General features: G+C 64.9%; 9 protein-coding genes and 1 pseudogene. 8 read left to right on the forward strand and 2 right to left on the reverse strand.

Annotated elements, in window-relative coordinates:
* Nucleotides 1–313 (reverse strand): annotated as a pseudogene (locus NS6_RS30185) (ABC transporter substrate-binding protein); the annotation flags it as partial.
* Nucleotides 314–588: 275 nt separating this feature from the next.
* Between NS6_RS30185 and NS6_RS30190 the strand changes: the two are divergent.
* The 3 genes from NS6_RS30190 to NS6_RS30200 all read left to right on the forward strand — a co-directional run bounded on the left by NS6_RS30190 (nt 589) and on the right by NS6_RS30200 (nt 4,348).
* Nucleotides 589–2,922, forward strand: coding sequence for a hypothetical protein (locus tag NS6_RS30190; protein WP_068049161.1), 2,334 nt, complete (start codon nt 589–591; stop codon nt 2,920–2,922).
* Nucleotides 2,919–3,716 carry an ESX secretion-associated protein EspG gene (locus tag NS6_RS30195; RefSeq protein WP_068049164.1) on the forward strand — a complete coding sequence of 266 codons (798 nt, stop codon included), beginning with the start codon at nt 2,919–2,921 and terminating at the stop codon, nt 3,714–3,716. Before NS6_RS30190 ends, NS6_RS30195 begins: the two co-directional genes overlap by 4 nt.
* 233 nt (nt 3,717–3,949) lie before the next feature.
* The gene (locus tag NS6_RS30200; RefSeq protein ID WP_068049167.1) at nt 3,950–4,348 is read left to right on the forward strand and encodes a DUF732 domain-containing protein; all 399 of its coding nucleotides are present in this window, start codon (nt 3,950–3,952) and stop codon (nt 4,346–4,348) included.
* 92 nt (nt 4,349–4,440) lie between these two features.
* On the opposite strand, the gene secA is transcribed toward NS6_RS30200, so the two are convergent.
* Complete coding sequence (gene secA / locus NS6_RS30205; RefSeq protein ID WP_068049170.1) at nt 4,441–7,305, reverse strand: preprotein translocase subunit SecA; 2,865 nt, start codon at nt 7,303–7,305, stop codon at nt 4,441–4,443.
* 332 nt (nt 7,306–7,637) lie between these two features.
* On the opposite strand from secA, the gene NS6_RS30210 reads away from it, so the two are divergent.
* From NS6_RS30210 to NS6_RS30230, 5 genes are all read left to right on the forward strand, one after another.
* Nucleotides 7,638–9,044, forward strand: a complete 1,407-nt coding sequence (locus NS6_RS30210; RefSeq protein ID WP_068049173.1) for a WS/DGAT/MGAT family O-acyltransferase — start codon at nt 7,638–7,640, stop codon at nt 9,042–9,044.
* A gap of 10 nt (nt 9,045–9,054) precedes the next feature.
* Entirely contained in the window at nt 9,055–9,558 is a 504-nt protein-coding gene (locus NS6_RS30215) for a DUF6912 family protein (RefSeq protein WP_068049309.1), read from the forward strand.
* Nucleotides 9,559–9,711: 153 nt separating this feature from the next.
* Nucleotides 9,712–10,845 carry a ferredoxin reductase gene (locus tag NS6_RS30220; protein WP_068049176.1) on the forward strand — a complete coding sequence of 378 codons (1,134 nt, stop codon included), beginning with the start codon at nt 9,712–9,714 and terminating at the stop codon, nt 10,843–10,845.
* Between the two features lie 153 nt (nt 10,846–10,998).
* Entirely contained in the window at nt 10,999–12,372 is a 1,374-nt protein-coding gene (locus NS6_RS30225) for a fatty acid desaturase family protein (RefSeq protein ID WP_068049310.1), read from the forward strand.
* 225 nt (nt 12,373–12,597) lie between these two features.
* A complete protein-coding gene (locus NS6_RS30230; protein WP_068049179.1) occupies nt 12,598–13,863 on the forward strand; it encodes a fatty acid desaturase family protein in 1,266 nt (421 codons plus the stop codon).
* The last annotated feature ends 59 nt before the right edge of the window (nt 13,864–13,922 follow it).

Below are 13,922 nucleotides of genomic sequence, written 5' to 3' on the forward strand. Positions count from 1 at the left end.
CCGCACCGTTGAACGCGGACCCGAACTCGATCTGCCCCGTGGCGACGGACTGGATGTCCTGCGGACCGCTGGTGGTATCCCCGACCCACTCCAGCTGCACGTTCTCGTAGTAGCCGAGGTCCGCGGCGAGTTCGTGGAAGCCCACCTTTCCCGACCAGCCCTGATATCGCAGGACGGTTTTTCCGTCGACGCTCCTGGCTGCCTCGCCGCCGGCACCGCAGGCGCACAGCAGCAGCAACACGGCGGCGGCCAGTGCGGTTGCCGCCGATCCGCGCAGCTGTCGGTGCACTCGTGGTTTCAGACGTCCTGGCATGGCTGCATTCCTTAGGAAGTGATTCGGCTGCCTGCCATGGTGCGGCGGCGGATCCGAACTCTGAACCGTTAGCGTCAGCGCGAGTCCAACTCGAGGGCTCGCGTTCCCGGACGGTCGTCGCCTCTCCGAAGCAAGGAGTCAATGCGGGAATCGCATCGAATTTCCCTGTGCGCCATGGCGTATTCAATGTGATGCGGTGTAATCCTGCTGGCGTGTACCGGCGTGTTCCGCAGCGATCGAAGGGCCGGTCCGGGTAATGAAAGGAAGCGGATCCGATGACTCGAGAGCCGGGTACCTGGGCCGGGTTGAAGCAGGACGCCTCCCAGGACCTCCTGTATTTCGAACCCGCCGCCGCGGTGACCGGCGCGGAAGCCGCCGGCCGGATGGTCGATCAGATGCTGGCGATGCGGGCCGCCATCGACGATTTCTACATGGACGAGCTGAGCAACTTCACCGGGGGCACCCTGACCTCTGGGCAGAAGCTCGCGGAGATCTACAACAAACGCGCCGACCGGCTGTCCACCGTTGCGCAGGACCACGTGAACATCGGCACCGAGATGGCAAACGCGTTCGTGCAGGCCGGGCTCTACTATCGGCGGACCGAGGAGCAGAACTCGGCCGACCTCGACAGACTCGCGGATTTTCGGGTACCGGTCGAGCCGAGCGCCGAAATTCCGATGCTGTACTCCGACGGCCCCACCTACGACGCCGCCGACCATCCCGAGGGAACACCGACCGATGCCGGCCGGGATGGCAACCAGGACGACTATCGTCGCCTGCCCGCCTCGGCGGTCCCCGACGAACTACAGCGTTATATCGGCCGCCAGGAGTCGATATCGCCGGATATCGTCCAACTGGAGAACAGTTCGGCGCTCGGTTTCGAACATTTCCGTGGCTTGGCGGACAACCTGCCCTGGGGCATCTTCGTGCTTGCCGCGATGCGGCAGCGCTGGTGGCAGCTGGCCTCACATACGAGATCCGAATTGGAGAAGTTCGAGGCCGCTATCGAGGGGATCCAGGACAAATGGCAGGGCCGCGCCGCGGACCGCGCCCGGACCGCCACCCGCAATTATGTGGACTCCATCGCCCCACTGTGGAACTCCATGTTCTCGATGAGTGAGAACATGTTCTATACCGCCGAGTGGTTACGCCGCACTCAGATCTCGATGCCACAGCAGGATTTCGACCTCCGCGGCTCGTCGGTCGAACACGCCGTACTCCAGCGGTACCGCGAAGAGTGGGAGAAGCATTACGCCGAAGGTATGCGGAATACCCTCCGGGAGATGCCGGTACTCGAAGGCCCGATCGCCGAACCGAAACCGCCACCCACGAACGAAGACAACAACCAGAACACCAATGGAAACGGGGGGAACCAAGGCTCGGCGGAGAAGGCGTACCGGGAAGGCCACGACGAGGGGTACGAGCAAGGGCTCGAGGACGGTCGAAACCGGGACGATGATCAGAGCGGGCAGGGCTCCGGCCAGGGAGAAGGACAGGGCGGCGGCTCGAGCAGCGGTCGAGGCGACGGGCAAGGGCAGGTACGAGAGCAGGGCGAAGGGCAAGAGGAAAGCCGAGGCTCCGATGATCAGAGCGGCGGCCGGGGTGGGGGCAGCAGCGGTGGGCAAACCCCCGACGTGCCCAGCTACGATCAGGCCGAATACGGTTCCGGCGCAACGTCTCCCGTCCCGGGATCCACCGGCGGTACCGGCGAAACCGGTGGGGAGACCACACCGGCCGTCCCTTCCGTACCGGCCGCGGACACCCCCGGCGAGACAACCCCGGTAACCGCCACCACCATGCTTGAGAATCCCACCGCAGCCGATATTCTCGCGAGGCTCACCGGCATACCGAAGTCGCAGCTGCCCGACGCGCTGAAGAATATCCCTATCACCGGCAAGAACGGCAAACCTCCCACCCTCGCCGACGCGTTGTCGAAGATCACCGGTATCCCCGCCGACCAGATGCCACCCGAACTGCACGACACTGCGCTGGAAGCGCTGTACGCGCAGGATTCGCCGTACGGCGCTGCCGAGAGCCTGTTCGGCGCATTCGGTGCGGACCTCTCGCCGGCCGGCGGTCCCGAAGGCAGGACGGACTCGGAGCAGAACGTCCTCGACCGGCTCACGAATATGCTGACCCGGGGAATCCAGGCATTCGCCGAGACGGACGCCACGCTGCCCGGACTGGATCGGCTACAGCACCTGCTCGACCCGAGTGCGTTGCAGCAGCACATACAGCATCTCCTGGATCCCGCGAGATCTCTCGAACCGACCGCCGGACTCGGCGGTGGCGGGGTGGGCGCCCCGGTAGCGGAAGCCGAACCGCTGGCACCGTATCCGGGCACGAAACCCAGTCCGTTCCCTCGGGCCTCGGTCGCCGGTCCGGGCCTTGATCTCGCCGGCTACTCGGGTATCCCGGCTGCCGCCGGGGCACCGGGCGGTTCACCCGGTATGCCGATGATGGGTGCACCCGCCGCGGGCGCGGGTTCCACGGGCAATCCCGGGCAGAACAACGGTCACGCTCCGGCCGAGTTCCTGGTGTCGCGGGAGAACTTGGACGAGGTGTTCGACGAGTCTCCGGCCAAGGTGCGGCCGGTGATCGAACAGTGAACCCTGCATGGGCACTGACCGATCTCGAATTCGTCCTGCTGTGCGAGGAACACGGTTGCACCGAACTACCGATCCCGTTCACCTTCACCAGCCGGACCCGGCTGGCCGCGGATTTCCGGGCGGAGCGGGACAAAACCTTGCGGGAGCTGCGCGAACGCGACGACGCCGACCTACCGGTATTGGGCGAAGCCCTCACCCGGCCGGATATCACTGTCGTCGCCCAAGCCTGGGATGAACAGGAGCCGGAGAACCCGCAAGGATGGACGCGGGTCCATGCCGTCCGGCAGCGGGCGCGCGGTTTCGTGATCACCGAGCGTCCCGGCGAAACGATTTGGCACAGCGGAGGTTTCGATGTGATTGCCTGTGATCCGCATGCACTCGCCGACGTTGTCCTCGATTTGCTACCGGCCGCTGAGGCCGGCCGCATGCGCCAGATCACCCTGATCGATCCCGAGACGCCATCGGACGCACGACCATTCATCCCACTGATCAGCGACGATGACGAACCCGAGGACGACGAGGCGTATCGCAGCGCGAGCTACCTGAATACACCCGCCGCCGCGACCGGATCGGTGCGGGTTTTGCAGGGCCGGTCGATGTTCGGCCCACGCGGCCGGGTCGATATGGGGTTGCGCTGGCGGGATCTGCCCGGCGACGGACGTTATGTCACTTCACTTTCCGCGGAGGTGCCCGTAGCAACCGGGATGGGGACCAAGGGGATGGTCGAATGGGTCCAGGAACAGGTGGCCGAGGTGCTGCTGCGGTTGGACCGCAATCTCGAGCACGAGGAATGAACTCGCAGGTGACGCCCCGAAACCATAGAGGCCGACATGTTTCGGCGGTCCTCGGCGGATCTTTTCCGAAGAGCTGCCGACAGCCATCGTTTCCCGATACGATGCGCGCGCATCGATGCAGTTCCACCGCTCGAATCGCGAGGCATCGGCGCGATCGTCCGGAGGCAGGCGATCCGGATATCTGTGTACGACAGCTGTTCCCCTCCCGCATGTCATCGAGCACAGAAGGAACGATGTTCAGAATATTGATCATCAGCGCGGCAGCGTCCGCACTCCTGTTCGGCGGCGCCCCTGCCGCCGGGGCGCACCCCCACTCCGGCACCGCCCGGCCCGGCGCCCCGGGTACTACCGGCCTGCACCACCCGGCCGGCAAGGACGACTCCGTCGCCCAGCTACCCTTCACCGATCGAGAATTCCTCCGGGCCAGTGCCTTCGACGACGAGCCGCGCCCGCTACAGGACGCGGCCATCGCCCTGGCCCGCGCACAATGTGAATACCTCGACAAATCCGGTAACACCGCGGCGAATCGCACCTATCTCGCCGAGGAGTCCCGTCCGTTCGTGGAATATCCCTATCTCTTCCTACAGGCCGCCGTCGGTTCCTACTGCCCACGGCATTCCGCCGGTCACTGAGCGGATTTCGTTGTGGCACCATCGCAGCCGGGCCCGCGCCGGAAAACGGCGGCGCCCCCACCATGGTGGTGGGGGCGCCGCCGTTGCCGGACTCAGTTCCTACGGCGTGACTTCGGCCCCTTGCCCTGCTTGGTCTGCGCGCGAGCCGCTTCGCGACGCTCACGACGCGTACCCTGCGTCCGGTCCTCGGACTCGGAACCGTATTCCTCGGCGTCGCTGTGCACCGCCGTGGCGCCACCTTCGGCCGGCCCCGAATAGCTCAAACCACGCGGTCCCGACTGGTCGATACCGCGAGCCCGCAGCGCGGGCGGCGCACCGTTGATGATCGGGAGCTTCTCGGTGGGGTACTGGCTTTCCGGCGGCAGCGGTTGCGCTCCGGACAGCCCGCCCACCGGTGACCGCAGACCACCGTCGACCTGCACACCTTCGGGCTGCGGCTGCTGAACCTCGACCTGGACGTTGAACAGGATGCCGACGGCGTCCTCCTTCAACCCTTCCAGCATGTTCGCGAACATATCGAAGCCCTCGCGCTGGTATTCCACCAGCGGATCGCGCTGCGCCATGGCGCGCAGGCCGATGCCCTCTTTCAAATAATCCATCTCGTAGAGATGTTCGCGCCATTTGCGGTCCAGCACCGACAGCATCACCTGACGTTCCAGCGTGCGCATGCTGCCTTCGCCGGCCATTCCGTCGATCTCGGCCTCACGCTCCGCGTAGGCGGCGTGTGCGTCGTCCAGCAGGGTTTCGAGCAGGTCCTCGCGAGTGAGTTCCCCGGCCTCGCCGACCTCGGTATCGCCGGTGAGATCCTGATGCTTCAGGCTCACCGGGTACAGGGATTTCAGCGCTCCCCACAGCTTGTCCAGATCCCAGTCCTCCACATAGCCCTCGGCAGTGGCGCCGTTGACGTAGGCGGTGATCACATCGGTGATCATGCTCTGGACCTGGCCCTCCATATCCTCGCCGCGCAGGATACGGTTGCGCTCGCTGTAGATGATGGTGCGCTGCTGGTTCATCACCTCGTCGTACTTGAGCACGTTCTTGCGGATCTCGAAGTTCTGCTGTTCGACCTGTGTCTGCGCGCTCTTGATGGCCTTGGAGACCATCTTCGCCTCGATCGGCACATCGTCGGGCAGGTTGAGCCGGGTCATGATCGACTCCAGCGCCGCGCCGTTGAACCGGCGCATCAGTTCGTCACCGAGCGACAGGTAGAACCGGGATTCGCCCGGGTCGCCCTGACGCCCGGACCGGCCGCGCAGCTGGTTGTCGATACGCCGGGAGTCGTGGCGCTCGGTGCCGAGCACGTAGAGACCGCCGGCCTCCCTCACCGCCGCGGCGTCCTCGCCGACCTGCTTCTTGACCTTCTCCAGGGCATGGAACCAGTTGGCCTGGTACTCCTCGGGCGTGTTCACCGGATCCAGCCCCTGCTGGCGCAGCAGAGTGTCGGTGATGATGTCCGGGTTGCCGCCGAGCACGACGTCGGTACCGCGACCGGCCATATTCGTCGCGACGGTCACCTGACCGGGGCGGCCGGCCTCGGCGATGATCTGCGCTTCCTTCTCGTGGAACTTCGCATTGAGCACGTTGTGCGGTACGCCGCGTTTGGTGAGCTGTTTGGACAGATACTCGGAACGGTCCACGCTCGTGGTACCGATCAGCACCGGCTGCCCGGCCTCGTACCGTTCGACCAGATCATCGACCACGGCGTTGAACTTCGCCTCTTCGGTCTTGTAGATGAGGTCGGCCTGGTCGACACGCACCATCGGCCGGTTGGTCGGGATAGGGATGACCCCGAGTTCGTAGATCTGGTGCAGCTCGGCCGCCTCGGTCTCGGCGGTGCCGGTCATACCCGACAGCTTGTCGTAGAGGCGGAAGTAGTTCTGCAGGGTGATCGTGGCCAGGGTCTGGTTCTCCGGCTGGATCTCGACCTCTTCCTTGGCCTCGATCGCCTGGTGCATACCCTCGTTGTAGCGGCGGCCGACCAGGATACGTCCGGTGAACTCGTCGACGATGATCACCTCACCGTCGCGGACGATGTAGTCCTTGTCGCGGGTGTAGAGCTCCTTGGCCTTGATGGAGTTGTTCAGATAGCTCACCAGCGGTGAGTTCGCCGCCTCGTAGAGATTGTCGATACCCAGCTGGTCCTCGACGAACTCCACCCCGGCCTCGTGCACGCCGATGGTGCGTTTCTTGATATCGACCTCGTAGTGCAGATCCTTTTTCAGCAACGGCGCAATTCGGGCGAATTCCCCATACCACTTACTGGAAGCATCGGCCGGGCCCGAGATGATCAACGGGGTGCGGGCCTCGTCGATCAGAATCGAGTCGACCTCGTCGACCACGGCGAAATTGTGACCGCGCTGGACGAGATCGTCCAGCGAATGGGTCATATTGTCGCGCAGGTAGTCGAACCCGAATTCGTTGTTGGTGCCGTAGGTGATATCGGCGTTGTAGGCGTCGCGCCGCTGCGCCGGTGTCATCCCGGCCAGGATCGCGCCCACCTCGAGTCCGAGGAAACGGTGTACCCGGCCCATCCACTCGGAGTCACGTTTGGCCAGGTAGTCGTTAGTGGTGACGATATGCACGCCGTCACCGCTGATCGCGTTCAGATACGCGGGCAGCACCGAGGTGAGGGTTTTACCCTCACCGGTCTTCATTTCCGCGATATTGCCCAGGTGCAGCGCCGCCCCGCCCATCATCTGCACCTTGTAATGCTTCTGCTGCAGTACCCGCCACGAGGCTTCGCGAGCTACCGCGAATGCCTCCAGTAGCAGGTCGTCGAGGGTTTCGCCGTCGGCGTAGCGCTCCCGGAACTCGTCGGTTTTGGCCTGTAGCTCGGCGTCGGTGACCGAGGAGTAATCGTCCTCGAGCCGGATCACCTCGTCGGCGAGATGGGAGAGACGCTTGACCATGCGGCCCTCGCCAAAACGTAGCAACCTCGTCAGTGTCAGCGCAGGCACGAGTCTCGTCAGTCCTCTGGGTCGGTTTCGGCTCCGATGTTCACGGCTGCACCCCGCCCGGCGATTGTTACCGTTCTAACCGGCGTGCGTAGGCGTAGAGTAGCCGCAGCTTGCTTCATGGTAATGCGGCTCCCATGGTAGGCGTCGCCGCGGACCCGGCCACCGCGCCTTCGTCACATTTACGCCGACAGCGGTCGCACCGGCTATACCACCCGGTACTCCCCCGCAAGCCGGCGAATCGAGTATCGGAAAATCCACACAATGGTGCGCGAACTACTGCGGACTGGTCACAATGGAGTGCGGATTCCGGACTCCGAAGGGCAGATACCAGCGTGATAGCCAGGCTGACACCGCAGGACGCCGACTTCTTCCGGCTGGAATCGACCACGCACCCGGTACATATCGGATCACTGATCGTCCTGGACAACACCACCGGCGACGGTCGGCCGCTCGACTACCCGGCATTGGTCGACCTGGTCGAAGCCCGCCTGCCCCTGGCTCCCCGGTACCGGCGCAAGGTCCGGCAGGTCCCGCTGTCGCTGGGCCGGCCGGTCTGGGTCGAGGACAGCCGGTTCGATATCACCTATCACATCCGCCGCTCGGCACTACCCTCGCCGGGCAGCGACGATCAGCTGCACGAACTGGCGGCCCGGCTGGCCTCGAGGCCGCTCGACCCGGCCCGGCCGCTGTGGGAGATGTACCTGATCGAGGGACTGTCCGGCGGGCGTTGCGCCATCTATACCAAGTCCCATGCTGCCTTGGTGGATGGTGTCGCCGCGCTGGAGATCGGGCATGTTGTCGCCGACGCCGCCGAATCGCCGCGCGAGATAGCCGACGATCAGTGGCAACCCGGCCGCGAACCCAGCGACACCGATCTGCTGGTGGGCGCACTGGGCCACCTCGTGGCGCAGCCGACCTCGGCAGTCGAGGTATTGCGTGAAGCGGGGGCGAACGCGGCGGGCGTGATCGGTACCGCGGGCCGGACGCTGGACACGGTGGCGGCGGCGGTGCGTTCGGCGACCAGCGGCACCCCGGACAGCCCCTTGAACGCCCGCACGTGCCGGCAACGCCGGTTCGCCACCGCGGTGACCGACCTGGCCGATTACAAACGGATCCATCAGCAGGCAGGCTGCACCATCAACGATGTGGTGCTGGCCGTGGTAACCGGTGCGTTGCGCAACTGGCTGCTGTCCCGGAACAAGGGACTGACCGAATCGACCGTGCTGCGCGCGGCGGTGCCGATGTCGGGAAACGACGGCGAACCCCATGCCGGGCGCAGCCTGCCCAGCGCGATAACGCCACTGCTGATCTCGCTGCCGGTGGGCGAACCGAGTCCGGTGATGCGGCTGTCGCATATCGCGCATGCGACCTCGGCGGACGGCCGGCAGCGCCATGCGGTGCGCGCCCGCACGCTGGTGCACCTCGCGGGCTTCGCTCCGGCCAGCCTGCACGCGATGAGTGTGCGGGCGGCGAGTACGTTCGCAGACCATACGTTCAATGTGGTGATCACCAACGCGCCGGGCCCGCAGACGCCCATGTTCGTCGGCGGTGCGCGGATGCTGGAGATGTACCCGGTTTCGCCGTTGCTGCGCAACCAGGCGACGAGTATCGGGATCACGTCCTACAACGGACGGGTCTGCTACGGACTCAACGCCGACCGCGAGGCAATGGCCGATATCGGTGTGCTGGCCGCGTCGGTGCCCGAATCGATGGAGGAGTTACTCGGTGCCTGCCTCTGACCGCAAGACCATGCGCGTGTACGTACCGGCCACGGTGTCGATGCTGCGGGACCTCGTGGACAAACGCGAACTGCATGCGGTGGGTGGGACGGCTTTCGCCCTCACTCCCGCCCTACGCGAGGCCTACGCGTCGGGCGACGACGAGGAACTCTCGGAGGTCGCCATGGCGGAGGCGGCGCGGGCGTCGCTGCGGCTGCTGGCCGACGAGGCACACAGTTCGACAGCACCCATGTACCGGCGCGCGGTGATCGCGGTCGATGTCACGGGCGCGACCCTGCGACCCGACCTCGACGATGCCGTGGTGAAGCTGGACGGCCCGATCGAGTACACACGGGTCGGCTCGGTCCATATGGATCTGGCCGAGGCCGAATCCGCCGTGGCCAAGGCCACCGACATCGTCGACGCCGCCGATCTCGGCGACGAGGACGCGGAATTCGTCCTCGGTGACGCTGAGGACCACCAGCTGGCCTGGTACGCCACCCAGGAACTGCCTTTCCTGCTCGATTTGCTGTGACGATCGGCCGATCCGCCGCCGGCGGACCACGGCTGGAATGAGTGCCCGATAGTTGTGACGGCGCACGAACCCCGGACAACCTACGATGCCGTAACCTGTGGGGCAGGCGGTCGCCACGGGTGGCCACGACGACAGAAGGACGAAACGGCACCGATGTTTCTAGAGAATGTCCGGGAATGGCTGGAATCTCCGGCGGCCGATGTCGCCGAACGCGGCGGACGGCTCAACGTCCTGCGCGGGGCGGTGGCCCGGGCGACCACCCCGCTGCTGCCCGACGACTATCTGCATCTGGCCAATCCGCTGTGGTCGGCCCGGGAACTACGCGGTCGTGTGGTCGACGTTCGCAAGGAAACCGCCGATTCGGCGACCTTGGTGATCAAACCGGGCTGGGGTTTCGATTTCCGCTACGAGCCCGGCCAGTACATCGGTATCGGCATCCTGGTCGACGGTCGCTGGCACTGGCGCTCCTATTCGCTGACCAGCCCGCCCGACTGGAACGATCCGCGCTACGGCAACAAAGTCATCGCCATCGCTGTGAAGGCGATGCCGGAGGGTTTCCTGTCCAGCCATCTGGTCAACGGAGTCACCCCCGGTACCGTCGTCCGGCTCGCCGCCCCGCAGGGCGCGTTCGTCCTGCCGTCCCCGGCGCCCCCGAAGGTGCTTTTCCTCACCGCGGGCTCCGGCATCACACCGGTCATGTCCATGCTGCGCGCCCTGGATCGCCGCGACTCGGTGACCGACGTGGTGCATATCCATTCGGCCCGGTCCACCGACGAGGTCATGTTCGCGGACGAGCTGGCCGATCTGCACCGGCGGCATCCGGGATTCGTCTCGCATATCCATCTCACCGCGGACAACGGCAAATTCTCGCCCGACGCGCTCGACGACCTGTACCCGGACTGGCGGGAACGGCAGACGTGGGCATGCGGCCCCCTGGGCATGCTCGACGGTATCGAGAAGTATTGGCGCACGGCCGGACTCGACGACGCGCTCCATGTGGAGCGGTTCGAGGTGGAACGGTCGGCGACCACCGAGGGCGGCACTGTCACCTTCGGGAAAACGGGTCGTACGACAACTGTCGACGGCGCTACCACGCTGCTGGAGGCCGGTGAATCCGCGGGTGTTCAGTTGCCGTTCGGCTGCCGGATGGGTATCTGCCAGACCTGTGTGGTCACCTTGACCTCGGGGCATGCCCGCGATCTGCGCAACGGCACCGAACGTTTCGAAGGCGAAAAGGTTCAGACGTGTATTTCGGCGGCGGCCGGGGACTGCACCCTCGACGTCTGACCGAACCGGACACACCCGGCGATCACCCCGCACAGGTACGCTCGGGGTGTACCGCAGGGGCACTTCCCGGGGCCGGGAAGATCACGCGATCACATAATCGTTTCGACCATGCCGCGTTCGGCTACGCATATCGCGCTGACAGAAGGGACGCCGGTGGCCATCACCGACATCAGAGCCTTTGCCCACCTCACGGCCGCGGATGTCGAGATGCTGGGTCAGGAACTCGACGGTATCCGGCGGTCGGTCGAGCAGTCCTTGGGTGAACGCGATGCCCGCTACATCCGGCGCACCATCGCTGCCCAGCGCGGCCTGGAGTTCACGGCCCGGGCCGTCCTGTTCGGCAGCCGTAACCGCTGGGCCTGGCTGGCCGGGACGGCGATGCTGTCCGTTGCCAAGATCATCGAGAACATGGAGCTGGCACACAACATCAGCCACGGCCAGTGGGATTGGATGAACGATCCCGAGATCCACTCCACGAATTGGGAGTGGGATATGACCGGGCCGTCGGCCCAGTGGCGCCGCGCGCACAACTATTCGCACCACACCTACACCAATGTGCTGGGACGCGACGAAGACCTCGGCTTCGGCATCCTGCGAATGACCCGCGACGAGCAGTGGCGGCCCATACACCTGATCCAGCCGATCGCCAATATCGTCCTGGCGGCGGCGTTCGAATGGGGGATCGCGCTACACGACTGGAAGATCGAGAAACAACTGTCCGGGGTGCCGCGCTTCCAGCTCGGTTCCGAACCGAACAAACAGTTCGGCGGCAAGGTCGCCCGGCAGGTCGCGAAGGACTTTCTCATCCACCCGGCGCTCACCGGCCCCGCCTTTACTGCCACGCTGAAGGCCAACGCCACCGCGAACCTGATCCGCAATCTGTGGGCCTACGCGGTGATCTTCTGCGGACATTTCCCGGACGGTGCGGAGAAGTTCACCGAGGAGCAGCTCGAGGGCGAGACACGTGGCGAATGGTATCTGCGGCAGATGCTGGGCAGCGCCAATTTCTCGGCCGGGCCGGTGATGGGGTTCATGAGCGGTAATCTCAGCTACCAGATCGAACACCACCTCTTCCCGGATCTGCCGAGCAACCGGTACCCACAGGTCGCGGTGGCGGTGCGCGAGCTGTGCGATAAATACGATCTGCCGTATACGACCGGATCGCTGGGCAAGCAGTACCTGCTGGCTTTCCGCACCATCCACAAACTGGCTTTGCCGGACCGATTCCTCCAGCGCACTGCCGACGATGCGCCGGAAACGTCTTCGGAACGTAAATTCGCCGGCCTCACCGCACACTCCGGCACCGAACACCGGCCGTGGAGTATCGACCCGGCCACCGGCACGCGGCGTGGTTTGAAATCGGCGCTATCGGAGGCGAAGTTCGCCTTGCGGGCCAAGGCCGAGCACGAAAAAGAGGTTCTTCGCGCGGCCCGCCGTTCGATGCGGTCCAAGGCCCGGCAGGAGCGGGATCTGCTGCGGCGGGTCCGGCCACTGCGCAATACGAATACCGCCCACCGGGCCGGATAGCTCGCCGGCCTGGCCGGAAATTTCGCCGTGCGGCCGCGTGGATTCGGGTGTAACGTCCCGGCGGAATCCATCGATTATTCGATCGAGCCGCCACGGTGATCCACGCCATCGGCCTCCCGTCGCGACATAGCACCGGCGTATTGGGACCTGCAATAGGGCGCACGCCACATTATCTACTGATATCCCCAAACCTACGGTGCCGTAACTTACGGTAGGGTAGCCCGCATGGCTATATCGGATGTCAAGGAATACGCGCATCTCACCGACGCGGATGTGGAAGCACTCGGAGCAGAGTTCGACGCGATTCGCCGCGACATCGAATCCACCCGCGGTGAGCGCGACGCCCGCTATATCCGCAATGTCATCCGTTTGCAGCGTGCACTCGAAATCAGCGGCCGTACCGTACTTTTCGCCGGTTTCCTACCCCCTGCCTGGCTCGCCGGCGTAGCCCTGCTGAGCACGTCCAAGATCATCGAGAACATGGAGATCGGGCATAATGTGATGCACGGGCAGTGGGACTGGATGAACGATCCGGAGATCCACTCCAGCCGCTGGGAATGGGATAACGCCGGTCCGTCCAAGCACTGGAAACACACCCACAACTACCTGCACCACAAGTACACCAATGTCCTGGGCATGGACGACGATATCGGCTACGGCCTGCTGCGGGTCACGCGCGATCAGCGCTGGAAACCCTTCAATATCGGTAACCCGCTGTACAACCTGGTCCTGCAATCCCTGTTCGAATACGGTGTCGCGATCCAGCACCTGGAACTCGGCAAGGTCGCGGCCGGGAAGGTGCAGCCCGGAACGCCGGAGCGGGCCGAATTCGACCGGAAGGTCGACGAGGTACTGGCCAAGATCAAAAAGCAGGCGTTGAAGGATTACGTCGTCTTCCCGCTGCTGACGGGCCCCTTCTTCTTCCACACACTCACCGCGAACCTGGCGGCGAACGTCGTCCGCAATATCTGGACCAATGCCGTGATCTTCTGTGGCCATTTCCCCGATGGCGCCGAGAAGTTCACCAAGGCCGACATCGACAACGAGACCCAAGCGCAGTGGTATCTACGGCAGATGCTGGGCAGCGCCAACATCTCCGGCGGCAAGCTCATGCATTTCATGACCGGCAATCTGAGCCACCAGATCGAACACCACCTTTTCCCGGACCTGCCCAGCAACCGGTACGCTGCGGTCGCCGTTCGCGTACGGGAACTGTGCGATAAATACGACCTGCCGTATACCACCGGTTCACTGCCCGTCCAGTACTTCAAGGCGTGGCGGACCATTGCGAAGCTGTCGCTGCCGAACAAATACCTGCGGCACACCGCAGACGATGCCCCGGAAACAGCGTCCGAACGGCGGTTCAACGGCCGGGCCGTCGCCACGATCGACCCGGTGACCGGGAAACGACGTGGCCTGCGTACCGCGATCGCCGAGGGGCGCCGCCGGCTTTCACGGCGCTCCCCCGCTCGGGTCGGTGCCGCGACGTAGACGCCCCTATCTCCAGGACCGGGCTCGCCGAGGGCCCGCACACGGCGTGCGGGCCATCG

This window comes from Nocardia speluncae NBRC 108251 (assembly GCF_001613245.1).
GTDB classification, from domain to species: Bacteria; Actinomycetota; Actinomycetes; order Mycobacteriales; family Mycobacteriaceae; genus Nocardia; species Nocardia speluncae.

Coding starts and splice junctions, on each gene's coding strand:
- NS6_RS30220 (WP_068049176.1), top strand. CDS start 9,712: ATGTTTCTAGAGAATGTCCGGGAATGGCTGGAATCTCCGGCGGCCGAT.
- NS6_RS30190 (WP_068049161.1), top strand. CDS start 589: ATGACTCGAGAGCCGGGTACCTGGGCCGGGTTGAAGCAGGACGCCTCC.
- NS6_RS30230 (WP_068049179.1), top strand. CDS start 12,598: ATGGCTATATCGGATGTCAAGGAATACGCGCATCTCACCGACGCGGAT.
- NS6_RS30200 (WP_068049167.1), top strand. CDS start 3,950: ATGTTCAGAATATTGATCATCAGCGCGGCAGCGTCCGCACTCCTGTTC.
- NS6_RS30215 (WP_068049309.1), top strand. CDS start 9,055: ATGCGCGTGTACGTACCGGCCACGGTGTCGATGCTGCGGGACCTCGTG.